This window comes from Flavobacterium sp. ZT3R18 (assembly GCF_007097385.1).
Classification (GTDB): Bacteria; Bacteroidota; Bacteroidia; order Flavobacteriales; family Flavobacteriaceae; genus Flavobacterium.
In genome coordinates this window covers 209,827-233,592 of sequence record NZ_VJZS01000006.1, presented here as the reverse complement: position 1 = coordinate 233,592, position 23,766 = coordinate 209,827, and the positions used below count along the sequence as shown (strand labels likewise).

Here is a 23,766-nt window from a genome sequence, read left to right as displayed (position 1 = left end):
CTCAGAGAGCAAACTGTAGATCGTCACTAGAGATTAAGTTTCTAGCGATGCTTCTAGGTTTTCTATGAAAGTAAATGAATAATCATTAGAGTGTCTTATTAAAATAGAACCAGAGAATCCATTAGATAGAATGGAATTAAGAGGATGGTATTCCGAAACACAGTTTACACCTGGAAAAAGTGATTTTCATGGTAGAACAGGTGGCAAACATGATGGACTTGACTTATATGCTCCTGTAGGGACTACGATTTATGCCGCTATTGATGGCGAAATAACTTATTCAGAAGATCCTAATGGATACGGGTATAGGACTTTCTTGGAAGGTAATTATAATGGAGAAAAATATTTCTTAATGTATTGTCATCTTTCAGAATATGTAACAGGAGAAGTAAAAGCTGGAGATCCAATTGGAAAAACTGGTCAATCAGGAAATGCTTCTGGACAAGCCGCAAAAATGAATCATCTTCATTTTGAAGTAAGAAAAGTAAAAATGACAAAACCTTCATTTGATCCTCTCACCGAAATTTCGGAATTGGGACGAGATGTAGTTACAAATCCAGATCAAAACACACAAACAGGTCAATAGTATGAAAATTAAACAGATTTTTTGTCTGATAACCATATGTATATTAGGTTATTCTTGTAAAGAGAATCAGGCTTCACCTAGCAAAATAGTTAATAAAACTTCAGAAATTCAAGCTGAAAAAAAGTATCCAATTCCATCAGACTTAACAATTGAAAAGCAGGAAGAAATTAACATCGATAATGATGATATAAAAGAGGTAATAATTACAGCAATAGATAAAAAAGCAGATTATTTTTATGAATTTTGGTTTAAAAATGATCAACTTATTTATCAATTTAAATATCCTTGGGGAGAAATTAACAAGAAGTGGTTTGTAAATTTGGATAACGATGGATTAAAGGAAATCATACGAATGCAAGGTTATAGTGATGATCTAGAGTGTGCTATTTATGACATATCCAATAATCAACAAATACCAATTTTATATTTCAATCCAATATTAGAAGATAATAGATATCCTAATAAATACATGTGGGGCTATCCTAATGATGTAAAAAATTTGATTATTAAAGAAAAAAACAATATACAAGTATCATTGAATAATTATCAATTAATAGACACTGAGCGACCCCTACCTGACAACCAAAAAGAATTACCTTTTTTGTTTTTTCAAGGGCAAACAAGTCAGCCAGACATGATGATACATAAGATTAACAATCCCGAGATTATGACTTTACAGTCAGTTATCAATAAGGTAAGAGGTAGTGTAAATTTTAATTTATCCGCAGATTTTTCAATTAAAGGAAGATGGATAACTGACTACGCCAAAGAAAATCTTCCGGAAGAAATTAGGTCTGATAATGACAAAGGTACTTTTTTTATGAGAGATTCAGAAATTCTTATGTACAACGATAATACAGGTGTTTTTTTTATGAAAGATTCAAAAGGAGGTTATATAGCCAAAATATTAGTAGCGTATAATATAAAAACTAAATCTATTGAATATTTGGAGGCAACAATTATAGATACTAAGTACAAATACTTTGATTGGAATATTGATATAAAACCAAATACGCCAATTGCAGTAATAAAAAAAGGAGACAACAAAAAAATATATTTAGAATGGAAGGGGTTTTATAATAGTAAAATAAAAAAAATAGAATTTCCACAAAATCCATTTAATCAAACTAGCAATACCGTAATTTTAGTTAATTGTGATTATTAGCATGGAAAAATCGCCAGCACGAATTTACAATCCATGCGACAACGAGAATAAACAAAACAATCCTAAACGGATTATGAAAATATAAAAAAAGTTCCTTGACATATTGAAATACAAAAAAACCTTGTACTACAAGAATATGCTCACGTAGCAAACTTTAGAACATCACTAGAAATTACAATTCTAGCGATGTTCATAGGTTTGTTTGCTTTTAACAAAAATAATCCAAGCCTAAATTATGTTCTAAAAATACATTTATAACAGAACGATAACACTATAATTCATAAAAACCAACAAAATCATTATTAACAAATCACTAAAACTATAAAAACATGGTTGAAAAACTGAATCATTTCCCGGTCAATTGGATTGATGGAATGAAGATAAATAAAAGTCATTTTTTGGCAATGCAAGATAATGTTGCGGAGTTAGTAAATGATGCAATTGGTATTCACACTACCCCAATAACCTATGGTTTATTGAATTTTGGGAATCAAAATAAAGAGGCCATCAAAATTACATTAGGAATAGACAATCACAAACTCCTTAGAGTAAGAGTAGAAGAATGTCACGCTATAACGCCCAATGGTTCCCGAATAGAAATTAGCCGAAACTTTACCGATACCCTAGATTTACAAATCCCCTATCCTGAGGACACCTATCAAATAAAAGAAGGAGAACAACATGTATTGCTTGCTTGTATATCCGTTAATTTAATGAAAAGAATCCCATTTGGAGAGCCAGATCCAGAAGAGGTTCCGCCTCGTTACCCCAATACCCAACCCGAATACAAACTTCATTTGATCAATGCAGATGAATTTCGTACCGGAATAGGATATGGTGGTTTTTATCTTGCTATTGGTAAAATCGTTATTGGCGACACTACAACTCTTGATGAAGCCTATATTCCTTCGTCTATGACGGTATCCAGTCATCCAAAACTTATCGATATTCAATCGAATATCTCGCATTCTTTTGGTCAGCTTGAAATATACTCTGTACAAATTGCCCAAAAAATAAACCGAAACCAACAAACTGGTGTTTTAGTTCAAATGATGATGGGCTTGGCAGATTTTACAGCCAATTATTTAGGACAAATCCTTACGCAATTTCGCTGGTTTTCGTTGCACCAACATCCAGCGGCTATGTTTACGACAGTAGTGTCCTTGGCCAGAGTCATGAAAAATTTTATTGATTCAAAATCAGGATCAGGTAAGGAAGAGCTCTTAAACTATTTTGCAGACTGGTGTGAATTATCTCAAGGTGATTTCGAAACCTTGTTTACTACCTTAATAAACACCAATTATGATCATGTGCATATTGATAAAACAGCCACGGCATCGCTTTATTTTCTGGAAAAAATAGAAAAACTTTTCGAGACCCTAAATAGATTGGATTACATAGGTAAGAAAAAAGAAAGTATCGAATTATTTGTGGCCGAAACGGATAAACAAGATAGTATTTTAAACAACAAAAAACGTCATAGTTTCTTTATAGAAAAATAAAATTAAAAAATCAAAATGGAAGTATTAAACAAACAGGAACGTCAAAAAGCATTTTTTGCCTTTTTAGTCGTTTTTATTCTAACCGTTACGGTCATACTAATTGCAGCATCATTCAATTTTTATATGCCAAAGGCCGAAAATAAAGTATTGAAGTCTGACAATGAAAAACTCAAAAAAGAGATGGAATATCAAACCAACTTCGCTGTCAAGATTGATAGCGTGAGAACGGTGATAGACTCGATAAACGCTCCAAAACAAGACAATGATTTTCAGCAGCGATTGGCAAATGTAATCTTGGCAGACATTTATCAAAAACTACCAAAAGATTCTATTAACAACAAGAAAATGTACAACAACATCATCTTGGCCTACAAACAAATCATCGATTACAAAAAAGAAATCAGAAGCCTTACACACAATGCGCACCTTATAGACAGCTTAAATCAATCGGCTAAAACCTATAAAGAAGAGCTAGAAAAAGTGCGCAGAGACTTAGACGTTTGCCGACAAATCTATCAAAATCAATAAGTAAGGCTTCTTTTTTTAGCATATAAACGAAACTATCTAGACCAAAAACAGGAATCTCTTGAGAACAAAAGAAAAAACCTATACTATCAAAACAGGAGACACTTTGCATAAAGTAGCTCAGGAACTTGCTATGACCCCTATGGAACTCAGAAGGTATCATAATATTTATTGCGAAATTCCAGATTTGATTGAAGCTGATTTTCCAAGTCATCTGGAATTACTGCTATTACCGCCCGATAAGAGTGACATTGCTGAAAACAGTTCAACAGAAAAAAAGCCTAGAAAAGTTGGTTTTATAAATGGAAGCACATTGCCTTTTTTGCCTTCAGGTTCTAAGAAAAGTTATGCTGTTCGTTATGTTTTGGAAGAAGGAGACGAAAAAGATACGATTCATTTTGAAGCTAGTGTAAAATGGATGGCTCTTGATCCAAAAGGATTTCACTTTTTTGAAATTGACCGATTGACCAAAACATACATTAACGATACTGAACCTGACACGATGATGGAGGAATTGGCTGCAAAAACTGCTGAAATTCTATATCCGTTACAAATAGTTGTTGACCTTACCGGCAAATGGATCGACCTGCATAATTACACACAAATTCTAGAACGTTGGGGAAATAAAAAAAGAGAAATCTTAGACTATTATGAAGGCGAAGTAACTCAAATACATATCGAACATACGGAGCAATCTCTTACCAGCAAAGCTGCATTGATTGATTCATTAAGATCCGATTTGTTTTTGAGAGTCCTATTCAATGGTGTACATGTAGACTATACCTCAGAGCATACTTTTGAGAACAACATCACTTTCCCATTGGTAAAGGAGGAGGAAGCATCATTTCTTGTGCAACAAACAGTAACTCCTTTTTTGAAAGATGGTAAGTGGATCAAGGTAGAACAAAAAGGAGATTATATCGACACCGATTTTGATATTGATTTTGAATTAGATCCTTGGGAAGGTAATTATAATGCTACTTATTTTTTGAATCCAAATTCCTATTGTGTAGAAAAAATGGAATTAGAATCTATAATTCATTATGACAGTCCTATAAAGGCGACCCTAAATATTGAGGAGCTAAAACCGAAGGAGGTTGTAAATACCAATAATGAACCTCAAACACAAAATTAAAAGCTATGAGCGAGAAACATATAGTAGTACAAGGAGCCACCGTAAAATGCAAGTTTAGCGTAGAGCCTAAGTTAGACAAACTAAAGGTAAAAACACATAGTAAGCATTATGCCAATGACAAAGATGCCTCAAAGAAACTCATAGCCACCGATAAAGAAATTGGTCAAACTCTGGAGAAAAACACCTTTGGTAAATGCAAAATGCAACCCAACGGAAGCGGTGATTATTTGCCGTGTCAAGCGGTGATTACCAAATGGAGTGGTTTTTATGATAAAGTCACACTGTCTAATAAAGGAAAGATCTTGTTAGAAAACAGCAAAGCCACTTGTCCCATTGGAGGACCTGATTGCATTACTGTTGACAAACACGGACAAAAAGCAGAACCCGGTAAGCAAAATGCCAAAAAGGCCAAACCGCAAGTAAATAACCAATTGAATCCTTTGGTTAATACTACAAAATTTAAAGCTGAAGTTAGTGGAACTGATTCTATTTGTATATAAAAATAATAGTTATGTCTGAATTAAAAATAACAGGAAATCCAACTCCAGTAGTAGGCAAGGAAGAATTTTACTCGGTAAACCAATTGTTAGCAAACTCCATACCTACTAAAAATTTAGATGGATCAAAACCTAATCCTTTTGAATATCCAGTGGAGTGGTCGGTGCATATATTGGAAAACGGCAAATGGCGTAAAACAAAGGAGAATGACAAAAAAGGAATTAAGGTTACCTATAAGTTTATACAGCAAAGTCTGGAAAGAAAAGGCATTCGTATTTTGGCCAAAAGAGGCGATCAAGTGGCTAGACTTGACGTAAAACCTCACAAAGCCGAGAGTCCTAAAATAGACAGTATTGAGTTTCTTGACAAAAACGGAAAGAAGCCTACCAAACCTTTTGCTTACGGTCAAACCCTGAAAGCCAGAGTACATTGCCTGCATATGGAAAACCGTAGAGTATATGCTACCCTATGGGAAGATGATGCTGCCGGTGCAGGACATAATAAAGCCAATGAGAAGAACAAAATGAAAACGCTTCACGGTACTGTAAAAGGCGGAATTGCCGATATTGATTTTGTTTTAGAACCTGACTTTGCCAAAATTGCCAATGCCATAAAAGCCAAAGGAGATTCTAGTGAAGGCAAAACCCATGAGTATTATGTTACCGCCGAAATTTTGAATAAAAAGACAGCGAGTAAAAACACTAATGTTGCTAATCCTGATGACAAGGTTACAAAAGCAAAACCAGCTACTCCACCAAAACCAGCGGCTCCAAAAAAACAAACACCCGCCCAGAAAAAAGGGCCGTCCAAAAAACAAAAGAAAGAGAAATCTATTGGAGATGATGTTATAGATTGGTGGGAGGGTTTATTTAAAGTAAAACCAATAATTGTTCCTAACCCACAAGCACCTACTGGAAATAATCCTTTAAAAACTGGAGAGGCTGATAAAAATCCTAAAGAGGATAAAAAAGAAGGGCCAAATTGCGGAGAAAAATTTTGCATCAAAAAAGGCGACAAAAGTGAATTAATACGAGAAATAAATATTCGTCTAGCAGGTTTCGGTGGAAATGTCCCAACGGATGAATTTACGGATCGTACCGAAAAAATGATCAAACAGTTCCAACGAGATTATATGAAGGTACCTGAAACTGGAAAGGTCTGTGGGAATGTTTTGAAAGCGGTTGATGAATTTTGTAATAAATGGGTAGAAAAAATATCTGATTATACTTGTTTGTGTAAAAATGTACATTCTATAACAAACAAATGTTCTGGTTTTGGAAAAGGAAGATATAATGGAGAATATTCATCATCTTCAAAAATTGAACGATATCATAAATATGAAAGACCAGGAATTCATAGAGCATTATTATGGGGGACAAGCACACTAAGATTCTATTTGAGCAAACAAGATGTTTATAAATATTTATGGAAAACAGCTGGCTATAGATGTTGGGAGCATAATAATTCTGTTCCTAGAACAAGTACAAACCATATGGGTAAAGCTGTAGATATTCAGTTTAGTAAAAATGGTATTACAATTGGGGGGAAAAGAGAATCTAATTTGCCATTATTAAGAGATATAAATGATAAATTCTATTCGAAATATTTGAATGCAAAGTATCAGTGGGTAAATGGGAAAAATAATTTTTCCATTGAGCCAATTGGATTGGGCACAAATCAAACGTATAGTTGGATACATTTGGATGTTCGGGAATTTGATAACGAATATTTAGATGACAAATATTTTGTAAAAACACAAGAAAAAATTACAAATGGCAGTATTTCAGAATTAGCCAAAAAACTTGGATTTTTAAATACTTGTATGTGTAATTCTGGAGGAAATAATTCTGACACAAAACCACAAGAAGATGCTGAAAACGATAAAAGGATTGATCCAAAAAAATTGAAAGCATCATCAAAAGCAAAACTATTTATAAAAGACTGGGAAGCTTTCAAACCTAATCTATATAATGATGATTCTGAGGATCATCATTGCACAATAGGTTATGGACATTTGGTACATTCAGGACCTTGTAATGGCTCTGAACCTCAGGAATTTAAAAACGGAATATCAAAAGAAAGAGGTTTACAATTATTTGATTTAAGAATTGCTGATTTTGAAAAAGCTGTGCAACGCGACATCACAGTACCATTATATCAATATGAATTTGATGCGTTAGTGAGTTTTTTATTTAATTGTGGTGAAAACTTTTTTGTATTAAAAAAAGCACCAAAACTTTATAAACACCTTTTGAATAAAGAATACGATGATGCTGCTAAAGAGTTTTTGGATGTTACAAGTGGCGGTTTGGGAGGTCTTGTAAAAAGAAGAAAAGCTGAAAACAATATGTTTTTAAATAATATATATGACTCTAACCATTAATAAAAATAAAATTATGAAAAGAATACTAAACATCGCAATTTTATCATTACTATTTGCAAATTGCAATGGAAATGTAAAATCAGAAAATATTAAAAGTTCGAATGATAATTTAAATACAGAATTACTAAACGATTCTACTAATAAAATAGTAGAAGAAAACAGAGATGATGTAGTATCTAATGACAACAATACACCTTTAAACTCTTGGTCTTTTTATAAAATTTCTGAATCTTCAATTTCAGAGACTGCGAAAAAAACCAAAACAGAAATCACAAATGAACTTGAAGATGTAAAGATTGAAATTGATGACAAGAATCTTAATGTAATTAATGTCTGTACATACGAGTATTATAAAAGTAATAAAACACCAATCAAATATTATTTAAGTGTTAAAACCGCAAAATTATATGAGTCTATATATGCAAAAAATGGTATTAAGCTTGGAAAGGAGATTACTGTTTATAAATCTATGTATCCCGAAAAAGCTTGCCAAATACCTTGGGAAGAAATAGTGATTATAGATAACACATTAATAATTGTTTATGATGACTATTTAGTTTTCTTTAAAAAAGGCAATACTGAAAATCAACAAGACTGTTACTCCAAAACAAAAATCACAAATTTACCTATTACAAAAAACATTATAAATGGTAATAATGTGTGGAATCAATTAGAGTGTAATATAGCCAATTTAGAAACTAATGATTATCTCAGATTACCTGATATTAATAGTATTAAAGTTTTTATTATAGGTAATTTTAACTTTGATGATTTTACATATACGTTAGTAACATTAAAGAACAATAAAGTTATTACAAAAAAGGATATTGGTTTTACTAAAGAAGGAAATAAACCAAATACAATTTCTGAATTCACTCAATTTGAGATTAGTAAAGATTATATTTTTAATTTAAATACTAAAACAAAAAGTGGTCAAGACTTCAAAGTCTTAAAAACAGAGAAGTTTAAGATAGATGATAATGGATTAATTGTAGTTGTCAAATAAGATCTAATATCAAAGGAATAAAAACCCTAGATAGCGCGGATTTGCAATCCGTGCCCACAAAGAGAATAAAAACAATCCTTAAAGGATTCTGAATATATAAAAAGTTCATTGACATTTTGAAAAACAAAAAAATGGCTCATTAAGGCAAACAATAGCGTGTCGTAATAAACACGATGCGCTATGGGTTTGTTAAAAGGTCAAGCCCTGAAAGCCAGAGTACATTGCCTGCATATGGAAAACCGTAGAGTATATGCTACCCTATGGGAAGATGATGCTGCCGGTGCAGGACATAATAAAGCCAATGAGAAGAACAAAATGAAAACGCTTCACGGTACTGTAAAAGGCGGAATTGCCGATATTGATTTTGTTTTAGAACCTGACTTTGCCAAAATTGCCAATGCCATAAAAGCCAAAGGAGATTCTAGTGAAGGCAAAACCCATGAGTATTATGTTACCGCCGAAATTTTGAATAAAAAGACAGCGAGTAAAAACACTAATGTTGCTAATCCTGATGACAAGGATACAAAAGCAAAACCAGCTACTCCACCAAAACCAGCGGCTCCAAAAAAACAAACACCCGCCCAGAAAAAAGGGCTGTCCAAAAAACAAAAGAAAGAAAAATCTATTGGAGATGACATTATAGATTGGTGGGAGGGGAAAATTAAAATAAAACCTATTGTATTACCAAACCCTATTGATATTATAAGCGGTATTGCGAAAATTTTCACTCCTGATAAGAAGGAAGACGAGAAGAAAGAAGAGAAGAAAAAAGTGGGTGATTGTTTTTGTAATAGGGATATAACAGTTTTAGAATTAAAAAATGCTGGAGTATCAGAAAATAAAGCAACTGAATTTTTAGAAGCAATAAATAAAACTTTTACAGATTATAATATAAATACTTGTCTGCGAAAGGCTCATTTTTTAGCTCAAATAATACATGAATCTGGAGGCTTTAGATATACGGAAGAACTTCATGTAGCTGATACTGCATATCATGGATATAAAGGACGTGGATTAGTTCAATTAACTGGACGAACCAATTATGAAGAATATGGTAGATATGAGCGCGAAGATTTCACTTCAAGTTTAGAAAATAAAAACAAATTAAAGGTACTTCCGTATGCGGCAAGATCGGCTGGCTGGTTTTGGACAGAAAGCGCAAAACTTAATGATGATGCTGATTTAAATGACCATATTAATATTACTAGAATTATTAATGGTGGATTTAATGGTTATAATGATAGGACAAAAAACATAAAAAAAGGGTTTGCTGTATTTTATGAAAATTGCAAAAATGATACAGGGAAAAATACAAATTTTGAATTTAATTTAAGTAAAGCATATAATAATAAAAGAGGTGCTTTTGCTTGGGGATTATGGCATGATCCAGATTTAAGAAAAGATGGGTGTACAAAAGACAAAGATAAAGCTATAGCAGGTTATTCAAGATTTATAGAACTTGCAGGAGACCACTATAACGAAACGAATTGGTATAATATTTTAGATATATCAAGTTTTCATAATTTGATATATATTGTTAATAGAAAATCACATATCAAAGTTATTGATGCAGCAAAACAAAGATTAGAAAGTTTAAATTAAAGTAATCATGAAAAAAAAAATAATTCTATTTCTCCTAATATTTATTTCAATTAGCTGTAATTCACAAAATAAAAAAGCGGAAAGTAATATTTTGCATTCTAATTTTCCATTTAACAACTCATTGTTTTTTTCATATAAGAGTATATGTAACATTAAACTTGAATTCCTTTCAGATAATGATGTCGTTTTAATTATAAATGGAAAAATCATAAATGGAAAAATGACTCAAGACAAAAATGATAAAAGCTATTTTAATATAATGGAGAACAAAAAACATATTATGTCATTTTCTATAGAAGATTCGAAAATAATTGTTGAAAATCAAAAATATCAATTTGGTTGCGAGTCTGCAAAATTTATAGAATTAATACAAGTTGATTACGATGGAAAATCACTTCATGAAATCAAAGAATACATAAAAGAAAATACTGATATTTTTGACATAGCTTCTCTCAACGATAAAGCCTATTATTTAGAACAAATGAAATGTTATAAAACGTCAGCATATATACTGGAACAAATCCTTAAAAAACACCCTGATAGAGTAGTTGCATATTTAAATTTAGGAGATGCACGATGGGGTATCAATGACAAAGAAAATGCAGAAAAATCATACAAAAAATACATTGAATTAATGACAAGCCAAGGCAAAGATTTAAATAAAATACCAAAAAGAGTTTACGATAGAACAAAATAAAACCCGATAGCACGAATTTGCAATCCATACCCACAAAGTGAATAAACAAAACAATCCATAAAGGATTTTAAATATAAAAAAGTTCATTGACATTTTGAATACAAAAAAACAAAACTTGTAGTACAAGGATATGCTCAGGGAGCAAACTGTAGAACATCGCTAGAGATTGAGTTTCTAGCGATGTTTCTATGGTTTTTGTGAAAATAAAACAAGACCTACTCGAATATTACGAAGGAGACACAACAGATCAATATGTAGCGATTGTCGACAAAACGCTTCAATCTAAAGGAAAACTTGTAAACAAACTTGCTGCAAATTGGTTTTTAAGAGTATTTTTTAATGGAATTCATATTGATTACACCAAAAAGTTGGAAATTGAAAAAAATGTGTTTTTTCAGCCAATCGCCAAAATAGAGGATTTGGAGTTTTTAATAACCCAAAAAACCGAACCTTTAACAGATGATTTTTACAGAATAATTGTGAATCAAAAAAGGCTCTTTAGTAGATGAATATATAGACGAAAAGTATGACGCTACCTACTATTTAAACCCCTATAATCATAATATAGAACAACTATCATTAGAGTGCCTTATTGAAATAGAACCCTCTCAAAAAATAAGAATTGAGGTAAGTCCTAAAAAAGTTGAAAAAATAGATAGCATTACACAACCCTAAAATAGAGAGTATCGAGTTTCTTGATAAACAAGGAAACAAACCATCTAACCCGATAGCGCGGATTTGCAATCCGTGCCCACAAAGAGAATAAAAACAATCCTTAAAGGATTCTGAATATATAAAAAAGTTCATTGACATTTTGAAAAACAAAAAAATGGCTCATTAAGGCAAACAATAGCGTGTCGTAATAAACACGATGCGCTATGGGTTTGTTGAACGAGTAATGCAAATTGTTAAAAAAAAGAAATTAAAATTAGAAAAGAACCAAGATCATTTTCATCTAGGTTTAAGATAAATAGTAATATGAAAAAATCAAAATTAACATTTTTAATACTATTACTAATCATAGTATTTGGTTGTAAAAATGACAATAAAAAAAATGAATTAAGTAATCAAATTAATAAAAATAGTGCTTCTAAAGAATTTTTAAATAATCAACCAAATGACACCTTAGTTCTTTTAGATAACAATATTGTTGTTTTCTTTGAGCCAAACACAAAAGAGATAAAAGAATTAAAAAAGAAACATGGCGATGATGATTTCTATATAATTGCTGACGATGTTGCAGGATATATTGCTAACATCACAGAACAATTGGATTTAAAAAAAATCAAATACATAACAACCGATAAAATGGTAGTTACCTTTAAAAAATCGGGACTATCTATCAATAAGAATAAGTTAGAAAGTAAATGGTCGATATTATATTTTAATAAAAATGGAAAAATAAAAATTGTTGCCCCCATAAATTTTAATGAGAGTGATTTAAATATTAACAACAATATTAAATATGACAAATGGTATGGTAAATATGATTACACAGTAAATTACGGGAAGATCGATGATTTATCTGGAGCTGTAGTTGGGTATAATATTTCAATAACGAAGGATAGTATAACATTTTCAGGATCTGGATATCAAACAGATTTTTATTATTTATGTAATACAGAAATAAATAAAGATACTCTGACACTCAAATACAACAAAACAATTGAAGGAAATCCTTTCAAAGGAGATTTAAAACTTCCTCTATTAAAAATGTATTCAAAAAATGGAGATTTTTTTATTAAAAGTGAATTAGTGTATTCTAATGAAAATGGAAAACAAATTAACAATAATTATGTTAAGGCTCTAAAACGGTAAGTAATTGGAAATAAAACATCCTTATAAAGGATTCGATATAAAAAGTTCATTGACATATAGAAAAACAAAAAAAGCTCCTTAAGGCAAACAAAAGAGTGTCCTCATAAACACTATGGGCTATGAGTTTGTTAAAATAGCAAACCTAGACCAAGAATATATTTAATGGAGTTGAGAAATATTAAAAAAAATGTTTCAATTGTAAACCCTCTTTTTCTAGTTATGTAACGAAAGTTAAAAAAAGTAGCTATTAAATTATTATAAAAATTAAAATACTAATGAATAACATAAGAATAACAATGATTGTGCTATTGGCATTATCATATTTAAGTTGTAAAAACTACCCAAATAAAGAAGAAAAAATAGCTGTAATAGAGAAAAACGAGATAAAGGATTCCATTCTCATTTCGGAGAACAAGCCATGTGATATTCAAAAAAAGAATAGTAAAGAAAGATGGGTTTTTTATAAAGTAGTTCCTCTATCAAATTCTTATTCATGTAATTCGGACATGTATAAAAGTTTTAAATTTAGTGTAGAGAATGATTCTGTTTTTATTGATAATACATATACAGATGATGTTTTTAGTGGTGAAATAAAATCGGAAGCTTTTTTTAAAAAGGAAAACCTATATAGTTTATACAAGGATTTTTTGCCTAAAAATTTCAATGTAAATTTACCTCAAACAATTAAGTATATAAGAAATAAAAAAGCATATCAATCAGATTCTAAACTAGATGCTTTTTTTCAAGATGCCTTTTTCATAGATAAATTTATTTTTTTCAAAAAAGAGGGTTGTTTATATTGCTTCAAAAAAGAGGAAGTAAATAAAATAAATGAAAATAACTGCTTAAATAGTAAAAATAATTCTTCTTCATTACCATATAAAATTAATCACAAGGGTTTTAAAAAATTTGAAATAGCAAATTGTGATTTAAAAGGCGGCGAAGAATTTCTTTGTGATAAAAAAAACCTGCGTTATATTCCTTTACCTGATTATAAAAATATCCATGTTGTTTTGGTTCCACAAGATTGTGGTGATTTCTCTTATCGATTTTTCCTGCTCACAATATTAAATAATGAAATAATTTCTAATCAGTATGTTGAAGGTAAATGGAATGAACCAGAAGACGAATCATATAAAGAAATTACTAGTTTTAGTATTAATCCAAATTATAAGTTAGAAATCATAACAAACTCAATAGAGAACGGAAAGAGTTCTTTAAAGGAAAAATTGACATTTCAACTTACTGATAGTGGCGTTTTAAAAAAAATAAAAACGATTAAATAAGCTTTTTTAGTACTAATTTGTAAACCCGTTAACGAGGATTTAGAGTCCGTACCCACAAAAGGTACAAACAAAAAATATCCTTTAAAGGATTTTAATCATTAAAAAAACGTTTCTCTAAGAAACATTCAAAATAAAAATCTAAGGCAAAATACCACACTCTTGCCAAACCTTAGTATCAAGCCAAAAAGCTTGAGGGACATACTCATGCCCAAAAAAGAAAAAAACCAAAAACACGACATAAGGAAACACGCTATTGTATAGCAAAAAATATAAATAAATAAATCCTTAAAAAAGTAAAAAACGAACATTCATTTAAAAACAGAAACTATGTTAACAAATTATGGAATTGGAGGGAATGAGGTAAAATTAGACGCTGATGAAGCAATTAGCGCAATCCCTCAAAACAGAACCCTTATCGCACAAAAGCTTACAATTGACACGCCTGTAAAACCAGAATTGGTAGAAGGAATTACAAGCATCGAGAAAGCATTCGAACATTTTAAACCAGAAGTAAAAGTAAACTTCGAAAACGCTGAAGGGGCTACTAAAGCCGAAGCGTTGAAATTCAAAAATCTTGGAGATTTTGGTGTAAAAGGAATTACAACGCAAAGTACGTTCTTATCCGACTTAGAAACTGAAAAAGACCAATACCAAAAAATTATTCGCCAGTTGAAAACGAATAAAATTTTGAAAGCAGCTCTAGAAGATGGTGATGCCAAAAAAGCATTATTAGAAAGCTTAGGTGGGTTAATTAATGAATTAAAAGAAAATAAATAATTTAAGATATGAAGGATATCACGACAAAAGGAGCATTTCAGGATAATGATGGGGATGTTGCAGTAATGGAACGTAAAGTTGCCGGATCAGTAGAAAAAAGTGTTGAGAAATTAGCCAAATACGGTGGTTTCGATTTATTGGAAATGTCTATTGAAGGAACTCAAAACTTAAATCCTGACAGAAAAGCGAGAAGAAAAATTTTCTTGGGAGAAATCAGCAAAGCCAAAGAAAGAGAAACTTTGATGAAAACCCTAGAATTATGGGTTGCGGTTTTGAATAACAACGAAGCATTGACTGACATGGTGGCTCAATGTGAAGATAAAAGCAAGGAATCTGAAGCATTGCTTAAAAAGAATCTTGTAAAAGCGGTAGAAGATACAAGAGAAATTGAAGCAGCTTACCGAACGCTATCTTTGTTTTACAAAAACACAGAAACCGATAAAGTAAAAAATATCACTATTGTAAATGCCGATATTGAGCAACTAAAAGATCTCGACAACACTCGTTTTATTGATTCTATTCATGCTGAATTAGTGGACAACTACGACCGTTTGGATTTGAAAAATAACTACGGTATTGTTGTTATTCCTGGTTATTTAGGATCTAACAAAGTGGTTGAAAAATGGGCTAAAATAGCACACGAAAACAAAGTAATGTTGGTTACGGATTTCGAACACCTTGACGAACCGGATGATGTTATGGAAATGTTTGACGCTGCCAACTTAACAGGAGGTGATGTATATCGTTCGAATGTAATTATGACCTGCAACTGGTTAGTAGGACGTGGGCGTTTTGAGCAAATTGGAGAAGGCGAAGATTTATACATCGCTCCATCTGCGGCTCTTGCTGGTAAAATCTACAAAACGTTAATGTCACAAGTTACTGCCGGTAAGAAATTTGGTGGTATCAACGAAGTAGACGGAGTGAAATTTGACCTTAAGAAAAGTGAAATTGCCAACCTAGAAAACATGGGATTGGTTCCTATGGTAAATGAGTACGGTAAAGTAATGGCGTTTTCGGCTAAAACTTTGTTTAGCGGAGACAATTTAGGATTACAAACGTATTCAGTAGTTCGTGTATTTGATTATGTGACCAAAGTGTTAATGGATTTCCTTAACCGTCGTGCTTTTGAGAATTTCACTGCCAAAACACGTAAAGAAATCATGGGACAAATTGTTAGTTTCTTAGACGGAATTACAGGTCCAGACAAATTGATCGAGAATTTTGAAATTCGTCGTTTTGAACAAGATCCTATCCAAAAAGATAGAATCTATGTGGACATTCACATGAAACCGTACTTTCCTGCAAAGAACTTCCTTATCAAAATGGATGGTCATAAAGGAGATGACGGAACAGAATGGGATACTGATTACGAACAAAAATAATCCTTTGAATAATCCACAAAAAAGGGAACACAATTATTGTGTTTCCTTTTTTTTAAAAACCCATTTCAAAGAAAATCAAATGCTATAATTCAAAACCAATGAAATCGCCATGACAAAAGCTGTCGCAAACACCAATGAAGATCTGGCGATACCTCCCGATAGCTATCGGGATTCCATAAAAAAACAAATATTATCTTCATATGAAACTGTCCCATAAAATTTTACTTTTAATTGTAATGATTACTTTTTCTGGGGTATCCGCTCAAAAAAAGAAAAAGAGTCATCCTTTAGACGACATCAATTGTCCTATAACCCAAAATGAATTGTTACTTGATGGAAAACATTTTGCGAGTGTACCCCCTATTTTTTTAAGAGTATATAATGAGACTGCTGAATATGCAACAGTCCAACTTGGAAAAAGAAAAGGAAATGTTTTTTTGTATTTCAAAATATTCACGGATAATACCTGTGTCAAACAAGAACAGCCTCTAGAACTTTATTTTGAAGATGGAGCGGTTTTAAGTTTAAAAAATCAACTCAAAGTAAACTGCGATGGAAATGTTGTCTTAGAACTGAGTGTTCGACAAATTAAAATAATAAGAAGCCATCTGATCAATAAAATCAAATTTTTTACTTTAAATAAAGATTATGAATTTAGCCCAACAGATGCCGATAATAAACTATTAAGAGAGTATTTAACCTGTTTTAAATATTACAAAGTCAAGAACGATTAATCTCTTATAGTAACACAAACCTTTTTAAAATTAAACTTACAAAAACATGCCAATCCCTCAATTACACCTTTCGCTAGGACTGACAGACAATGACGGATCGGTATTTTATGCCGGATCTGGAGAAGGAAAAGTGATTGTACGAACCGATACTGCATTGATAAAGCACACCATCAGCATTACCATTTCCGAGCAAGAAGTAGGAACCATTAATCTAAGAACCCATTTGCCAAGTTCGGATATTCCCTCAGAAATTGAGATTCCGACCTATCAAATGATTCTTACTGATGATAAAACCAATGAAAAAGAAATCTACAAAGTAACTAGAGACACTTTTTTTTATAAAGAACAAACCACCAAAAAAAGCATTTGGAGTTTTCTGGGCCTAAAATTTTTAGCGCCTAAAAATTTCTTATTCGAAAACATTCCATTCGAACCTTTACTGGAAGAAATTGAGACTTTTGACATTTCAAAATACAGAAAACTCAATTCAGAAGAACTTACTTATACTTTTGAAAAAGACAAGCAAACCATCCAACTTTTTGCTGGAGATATTAATACACTTCAAATACAAAAAGGGATTAGTTACTTTATCATAGTTGATGAAAACAATGGCAAAAAATTGATTGGAGACCTACTCTATCGCGAGAAATTTTTGAAGCTTACGCCAAAAGTAAAATTGCATATTGTAAAAAGAAAAAAAGTTACAAAAGCCATGCAAACTGACTTAAAAGGAAAAACAGACAAACTTATTTATCTATAATAGCTATTCACTATGAAAGGAGCATTTTATAAATTACCCATCGATTTTGGAAGTATCATCCAAAAAAAAGAACTTGAAAAAACATCTTTAGAACATTCTATTGCCCAACAAATTATATTGATGGCCACCACTACTTTCGGAGAATGTAAATTTGACGAAACCTATGGCTCCAAAATATGGGAAATTGATTTTGACCTATTGATGAACGAAAACACCTTGAAAGAAATCATTTCGAAAACGATGAAACAATCGTTGAGTCTGCACGAAGCAAGAATCAAAGTCAATGAAATAAAGATTGAACTATCCGAAACAAAATACCTAATAAAGGATGTCAATAGAGCTAAAAAGAGAGTTGACATCATCATTGAAGCAACCGTAAAGAGTACCAACAGACCCTTTGACTTTAGAGGATACTTTTTTGTAGGGCCATTGTCATATAAGTAATTTTTTTTTTGCAATTCTGCGATGAGCACACCCTATCTATATATACTGTAAATAAAAAGATTGTTCAATTTGGAATGCGAATGCAATTACGCCTTTACTGCGAAAGCGAGACATAGTTTTCTTTTCTATTACACATCTTATTGTACTAATACGATTGGACGCTAGTGCTGAATTATCTCGCTACCGATTAAGAAAAAAATTCGGACTCACTAAAAATGAAAATCTTATAGTTTTTTTTAATGTCTGTTTAGTTACAATTTTGAATTGTCCGATTTATGTAAAGTGCTTAGCAATTTTGTCCTTTTGAATCAACTACTGGGCTATATAATTTTTATTGAGCCGTTTTTCTGAATGCCAATTAAAATTATCCGAAACGGTATAATTATCCTTTTCGTAATTCTTTCGCAAGCGGAACCACAATATTTTGTACTTCATATCTAATAATAGAATCTCCTTCAGCAGCAAATTTACTGTATTAGATTAAAAGACAACTTCTATAGTAGTACCATTCCCTAAACTTGAAATAATTTTTAAATCTCCTTTTAATGCATTGGCTCTTTCTTCAATATTTTTCAGTCCAATGCCATTTATTGAATTTTTAGGATTGAAACCTGTTCCGTTATCCCAAATGCGAATTGTTATTTTATCGGCAGTTTTCAATAGCATGATATAACATTTTTCGGCTTTAGAATACTTGTTACTATTTTGTATTGCTTCTTGAATTATACGATAAATATGTATTTTATCGGAACTGCTAACTCTAGACCAATAAATATATTTATCAATAGACAAATCAAATTTAGTATTAAATTGATTTTGCTGTGATGCGATTAAAGTTTTCAAAACCTCCGGCAAACCTTCTTCTTCAAAAATCAAATTCTGAGTTAAATCATGTGAAACTTTTCTAATTTCTTTTTCCGTTTTTTCAAGTTCTTGAACCAATTGCTCTTTTTTATCTATCTCAATTGAATTCAATTGCATTAAATTAAATCGAGTCGTAAAAATGCCATTTACAATTCCATCATGCAACTCCATCGCTATTCTTTTTCTTTCTTCTTTACGGGCATCCTCAGTTTCTGATTGTTTTGTTAACATCAATTGGTATATTTTTTCATTTGCTTCTTGCTGGCTCTGTACAAAAACAAGTTGACTGTTTTTGATTTTTAAGCGGCAAATCACAAAAAAACCACTCAAAACAATAAGAAGCCCCCCCAAACACAAAAGGAGAACTGTATTCCTTTTTGACAAAATTTCATTTTTCTCTTCTACTTGCTCAGTTTCGTATGCTATTCTTGCAAATTTATTTCTAGTTTTTCTTTCTATAATTTGAATACTGTCATTAACTTTAAAATATAATTTTGAATAATAACATTTCTTCTTTGTATCATTCTCCGTCAATAATTTTAATGATTGAATAACATCATCATTACTTTTAATTATTTTGGCCAATACCAATCCTTCATTTAGATACGAAAGTGCTTTTACAGTATCTTTTTCTAACAAGTAAAACTCTCCGATTCTAATTTTGCTAGCGACCAAACACGACAATACCTGCAAACTATCTCTTATTTTTAAAGACTCAAATAATCTGTTTTTAACATTTTTATTATGGTTTCCTAATTTCATTTCTGAATATGCCAGATTATTCAATAACATGGCATAGGATTTTGGATGATTTTGTTTTAGTTTTTCTGTTTGCAAACCCATTTTATACAAGTGAATGGCTTCTTTATAATTTTGAGATTTTTCATAGACGGTTCCCATATTGTTATAACAGGATGCTCTAGATTTTTTAATTATATCCTTAGAATAATTTTCTTTATCCAATTGTTCTAATTGCAACAAAGCCATATCAAAATATTCTAAAGCTTCCTTATAACTGTTCAATTCCTTCAAACACAATGCTATTATAACATTAGTTTCATAAATTAATCTCGTATTCTTTGTTTTAGACAACAATCTTAGCGCTTTAATTCCTTCTATTTCTCCTTCGCTAAAATTTCCTGTATCGTATAAAATACCCGCATTATACAAAGCTAGTTTCCCTAAATTCAAAGTGTCGTTGAGTTTTTTATACATCTTCTCAGACTGAAGATAATAAGAAAAAGCACTGTCTAATTGCGTTTTAGATTCATAATAATCGCCCAAATAACAGAGCGATTTTGCAATATGAGCTGAATCATTTTTCTGAATTGATTGCTCATAAACAATCTTTGTAACCTTAAAATATTTATCTAAAGAATTAAGATTAAAATATTTTACAGCAATCTTAAAATACAAATCTCTTGTAACGGAGTCGTTTACTTGATTCTGCATTTTTTGACATACCGTATCCAAGTATTTTTCTTCTGTATTAGGATCTAAATCCTTTACATCAGTTTTCTTGAAAAATACTAAAACATCATCTTTTTTTTCAAGTTCAAATTTCTTTTTTTGACAAGAAATAAGCAGCAGTAAACTAATAAAAAGAACTATCTTTAATTTTGCTTTCAATTTTTATAAATTTATAAATCGTATCAAAAATAAAGATTAAAAACCAGACAAACCATTAATAAAAAAGAATTATCTGGTTAATTCAAAAAATCACAATTTGACTCTATCTTTATCGGTATCTCCATTGAGCAAAACAGTATTTTGGACTGAAATAGAATCAATAACACTTCCCGAAATTGCCTTTTGATTATTCAAATTTGTTACAGTATTTGCTCCCTCAAGGTTGTCTGTTGTACAAGCAGTAGTTAGAAATACAGCTGTGATAAAGCCCATAGTAATTAAAAAATTTTTCATAAAAATAAAATTAAAGTTAGTAAAATCTAAAGGGTTGTGAATGAAAAATAAGCGTCATTTCTTTTTGATGGAATTCTTACAAATACGAGCTGTGATTGCACTTTTTTCAATCTGATTTATTGCGGTTTGACTATCTTTGGCAATACCTACACACAAATAATTTGAGAAATTTTCAAAAAGAGCGAAAGTTTCCTTTGTAGTGGTTGTATCGTCAATAATAAGAAAAGAAAAACACATAAGAATGTACTAAAAATGAGTAGTTGCAATATAGATAAGTAGCCATTTATTTTGTTGCAGAAAAACTACCTGTTTTGTTAAAATTAAACAACCAATTAATGAATATACTCCTAATAGACGACCATCCTATGACAGTAGAAGGGTACATCAATGCGCTATTGACACCTCCATTTGGTTCATTTGACCCCGTTTTTACCAAAGCCTATACTTGCGAAGAAGCCTACTCTCTCCTATCCAAAAGTGCTGCTATAAAACTCCCGTATGACATTGCAATAATAGATAAAGGACTCCCTAGTTATGAAGAAAAATCAATTTTCTCTGGCAGTGATTTAGCCATTTTAATACGAGAAATGATGCCTAATTGCAAAATTATTATCATTACGGCACATACTGAGGTTGTAATTGTTTATGATATTGCCAAAAAAGTGCGACCAGATGCGCTAATCATAAAAAATGACATTACACCCGAAAAACTGCAACATGCACTAATGGAGATTATGCGAGGGAATCAATACCAAAGTCCAACGGTAAAAAAATGCATTAATGAAATATGGAAAAAGGAGTTAATGATAGAAGACTACAATCGACAAATACTTTTATACTTGTCTAAAGGATTTAAAATAAAAGAATTAGAATCGATCATTCATCTCACTACAAGCGCTATTCAAAAACGTGTCATTCGGATGAAAAAAGTATTTGAGGTAACGGATGATACTGGCTTGGTAAAAGAAGCTATAAAACAAGGTTTTATTTAGCCTCAAAATCATAAATTTAACATAGTTTGTTTAAAAAATGCATATTTTGTTAAATCTGTTTTTATTGTATTACATATTGCTTTTTATTTTGAAACTTAGCGTAAAACATTTATTAAGAAATGTTTTCCATAAACTTTTGCTCGTTAATTTATAATGTTTCCAAATAAATAGAACTAATGTGCACACTAAAAATTTTTCTCGTTGAAGACGATCTTTTTTTTGGAGAAACGCTAAAATATCATTTACAATTAAATCCCGATTTTGATGTACACCTTTTTCAAACAGGAAAAGATTGTATCAGTAATTTATATAAAAAACCCCAAATAATCTGTTTAGACTTTGGGCTTCCAGATATAACGGGAGATAAATTATTAAAAAAAATACAAGAAACAAATGACAAAATTCCTATCATCATCATCAGTGGTCAGGAAGAAATAGAAGTTGCCGTAGATTTTTTGAAATCGGGTGCAAAAGATTATATCGTAAAAAACAGTCATACCAAAGATTTGCTTTGGAACTCTATTATCAAAATTAGAGAAAATCTAAAATTGGTTCAGGAAGTTGAAGAACTAAAAGAAAAACTGGAGCAAAAATTTAGTTTTGAAAAAACGATCATAGGTCAAAGTGAAGGCATTAAATTTGTTTTTAATAAAATCAACAAAGCCATCAATACCAATATCAATGTTTCGATAACTGGAGAAACCGGAACGGGTAAAGAAGTCGTAGCAAAAGCCATTCATTACAACTCTGATAGAAAAAACAAACCTTTTATAGCCATAAACATGGCTGCCATTCCCAAAGACCTAATGGAGAGTGTGTTTTTTGGACATGAAAAAGGCGCTTTTACAGGAGCCTCCGAGAGAAGCATTGGTAAATTTGAACAAGCTGATGGCGGAACCATTTTCTTGGATGAAATTGCGGAATTAGACATGAATCTTCAAAGTAAATTATTACGAGTTTTGCAGGAAAGAGAAGTGGTTCGTTTAGGAGGGACAACTAGAATAAAATTCAATGCCCGATTAATCATTGCCACACACAAAGATTTGTCGCAAGAAGTCAAAAAAGGAAATTTCAGAGAGGATTTGTTTTATAGAATAATTGGCTTGCCCATAGAACTGCCGCCGCTGCGAGAAAGAGGAAATGACACCTTATTACTTGCCAAATATTTTATTGATTTATTTGTAAAAGAAAATAAAGTAAAGCCCATTACCTTATCTAAAGAGGCGAAACAAAAACTAATGAAATATCCCTTTTACGGAAACATTAGAGAGTTAAAATCTGTAATTGACTTAGCTTGTGTAATGTGCGAAGAAAACGAAATCTTACTCGATGACCTCACATTCATTAGTATAAACAATAACGATGTTTTCCTTTCTGAAGAAAAAACATTAAAGGAATATACGGCTGAAATCATTTTTCATTACCTCAAAAAGAATAATAATGATGTTATTCGAACAGCCAAAAAATTGGATATTGGAAAATCTACCATTTATAATCTAATTCAATCAAAAGTAGTTTAGGGACTTACTATACTATCAAGCAGCAGTAAAACCAGTTCACTATTTGTAATTTCTAATGAATAAACCCATTATGAAAGTCGTGAGAACGAACAAATAAAATGAAATGCAACCCGTTTGAAAATTAATTTCTCCCAAAAAAAACAATCAATTAATTGTAAATAATA

22 protein-coding genes are annotated in these 23,766 nt (G+C 31.2%); 20 read left to right on the top strand and 2 right to left on the bottom strand.

Features of this window, described 5'->3' with window-relative positions; all coding sequences use genetic code 11:
• Positions 1-130: 130 nt before the first annotated feature.
• From FNW52_RS09270 to FNW52_RS09185, 18 genes are all read left to right on the top strand, one after another.
• Positions 131-586, top strand: a complete 456-nt coding sequence (locus FNW52_RS09270) for a M23 family metallopeptidase (RefSeq protein ID WP_143377181.1) — start codon at positions 131-133, stop codon at positions 584-586.
• 1 nt (position 587) lies between these two features.
• A complete protein-coding gene (locus FNW52_RS09265) occupies positions 588-1,751 on the top strand; it encodes a hypothetical protein (protein WP_143377180.1) in 1,164 nt (387 codons plus the stop codon).
• 329 nt (positions 1,752-2,080) lie between these two features.
• A complete protein-coding gene (locus tag FNW52_RS09260; protein WP_143377179.1) occupies positions 2,081-3,253 on the top strand; it encodes a hypothetical protein in 1,173 nt (390 codons plus the stop codon).
• Between the two features lie 15 nt (positions 3,254-3,268).
• Positions 3,269-3,781 (top strand): type VI secretion system TssO, encoded by a 513-nt coding sequence (tssO, locus tag FNW52_RS09255; protein ID WP_143377178.1) that lies wholly within the window; start codon positions 3,269-3,271, stop codon positions 3,779-3,781.
• Between the two features lie 58 nt (positions 3,782-3,839).
• Positions 3,840-4,913: a peptidoglycan-binding protein LysM gene (locus FNW52_RS09250; protein WP_143377177.1), complete on the top strand. Its 1,074-nt coding sequence runs from the start codon at positions 3,840-3,842 to the stop codon at positions 4,911-4,913.
• A 5-nt stretch (positions 4,914-4,918) separates the two neighbouring features.
• Positions 4,919-5,413, top strand: a complete 495-nt coding sequence (locus FNW52_RS09245) for a DUF4280 domain-containing protein (RefSeq protein ID WP_143377176.1) — start codon at positions 4,919-4,921, stop codon at positions 5,411-5,413.
• Between the two features lie 11 nt (positions 5,414-5,424).
• Positions 5,425-7,794 carry a glycoside hydrolase family protein gene (locus FNW52_RS09240; protein ID WP_143377175.1) on the top strand — a complete coding sequence of 790 codons (2,370 nt, stop codon included), beginning with the start codon at positions 5,425-5,427 and terminating at the stop codon, positions 7,792-7,794.
• A gap of 13 nt (positions 7,795-7,807) precedes the next feature.
• Entirely contained in the window at positions 7,808-8,800 is a 993-nt protein-coding gene (locus FNW52_RS09235; RefSeq protein WP_143377174.1) for a hypothetical protein, read from the top strand.
• A 315-nt stretch (positions 8,801-9,115) separates the two neighbouring features.
• Positions 9,116-10,402, top strand: coding sequence for a hypothetical protein (locus FNW52_RS09230; protein WP_185965946.1), 1,287 nt, complete (start codon positions 9,116-9,118; stop codon positions 10,400-10,402).
• 7 nt (positions 10,403-10,409) lie between these two features.
• Complete coding sequence (locus tag FNW52_RS09225) at positions 10,410-11,099, top strand: type IV pilus biogenesis/stability protein PilW (RefSeq protein WP_143377172.1); 690 nt, start codon at positions 10,410-10,412, stop codon at positions 11,097-11,099.
• Positions 11,100-11,287: 188 nt separating this feature from the next.
• Positions 11,288-11,608 (top strand): hypothetical protein, encoded by a 321-nt coding sequence (locus tag FNW52_RS09220; RefSeq protein WP_143377171.1) that lies wholly within the window; start codon positions 11,288-11,290, stop codon positions 11,606-11,608.
• 469 nt (positions 11,609-12,077) lie between these two features.
• Positions 12,078-12,917, top strand: a complete 840-nt coding sequence (locus FNW52_RS09215; RefSeq protein ID WP_143377170.1) for a DUF5991 domain-containing protein — start codon at positions 12,078-12,080, stop codon at positions 12,915-12,917.
• A gap of 275 nt (positions 12,918-13,192) precedes the next feature.
• The gene (locus tag FNW52_RS09210; protein WP_143377169.1) at positions 13,193-14,203 is read left to right on the top strand and encodes a hypothetical protein; all 1,011 of its coding nucleotides are present in this window, start codon (positions 13,193-13,195) and stop codon (positions 14,201-14,203) included.
• A 327-nt stretch (positions 14,204-14,530) separates the two neighbouring features.
• Positions 14,531-14,980: a hypothetical protein gene (locus tag FNW52_RS09205; RefSeq protein WP_143377168.1), complete on the top strand. Its 450-nt coding sequence runs from the start codon at positions 14,531-14,533 to the stop codon at positions 14,978-14,980.
• Positions 14,981-15,045: 65 nt separating this feature from the next.
• Positions 15,046-16,365, top strand: coding sequence for a DUF5458 family protein (locus FNW52_RS09200; RefSeq protein WP_255515548.1), 1,320 nt, complete (start codon positions 15,046-15,048; stop codon positions 16,363-16,365).
• A gap of 236 nt (positions 16,366-16,601) precedes the next feature.
• Positions 16,602-17,099 carry a hypothetical protein gene (locus tag FNW52_RS09195; protein WP_255515542.1) on the top strand — a complete coding sequence of 166 codons (498 nt, stop codon included), beginning with the start codon at positions 16,602-16,604 and terminating at the stop codon, positions 17,097-17,099.
• 46 nt (positions 17,100-17,145) lie between these two features.
• Positions 17,146-17,859 (top strand): hypothetical protein, encoded by a 714-nt coding sequence (locus FNW52_RS09190; protein ID WP_143377166.1) that lies wholly within the window; start codon positions 17,146-17,148, stop codon positions 17,857-17,859.
• A 12-nt stretch (positions 17,860-17,871) separates the two neighbouring features.
• The gene (locus FNW52_RS09185; RefSeq protein ID WP_143377165.1) at positions 17,872-18,303 is read left to right on the top strand and encodes a GPW/gp25 family protein; all 432 of its coding nucleotides are present in this window, start codon (positions 17,872-17,874) and stop codon (positions 18,301-18,303) included.
• Positions 18,304-18,783: 480 nt separating this feature from the next.
• On the opposite strand, the gene FNW52_RS09180 is transcribed toward FNW52_RS09185, so the two are convergent.
• Both FNW52_RS09180 and FNW52_RS09175 read right to left on the bottom strand, forming a co-directional pair.
• Positions 18,784-20,796 carry a sensor histidine kinase gene (locus FNW52_RS09180; protein ID WP_143377164.1) on the bottom strand — a complete coding sequence of 671 codons (2,013 nt, stop codon included), beginning with the start codon at positions 20,794-20,796 and terminating at the stop codon, positions 18,784-18,786.
• A 90-nt stretch (positions 20,797-20,886) separates the two neighbouring features.
• Positions 20,887-21,090, bottom strand: a complete 204-nt coding sequence (locus tag FNW52_RS09175; protein ID WP_143377163.1) for a hypothetical protein — start codon at positions 21,088-21,090, stop codon at positions 20,887-20,889.
• A gap of 335 nt (positions 21,091-21,425) precedes the next feature.
• On the opposite strand from FNW52_RS09175, the gene FNW52_RS09170 reads away from it, so the two are divergent.
• Positions 21,426-22,082 (top strand): response regulator transcription factor, encoded by a 657-nt coding sequence (locus FNW52_RS09170; RefSeq protein ID WP_143377162.1) that lies wholly within the window; start codon positions 21,426-21,428, stop codon positions 22,080-22,082.
• Positions 22,083-22,258: 176 nt separating this feature from the next.
• On the top strand, positions 22,259-23,602 hold the full coding sequence (locus tag FNW52_RS09165; protein ID WP_143377161.1) for a sigma-54 dependent transcriptional regulator: 1,344 nt from the start codon (positions 22,259-22,261) through the stop codon (positions 23,600-23,602).
• The last annotated feature ends 164 nt before the right edge of the window (positions 23,603-23,766 follow it).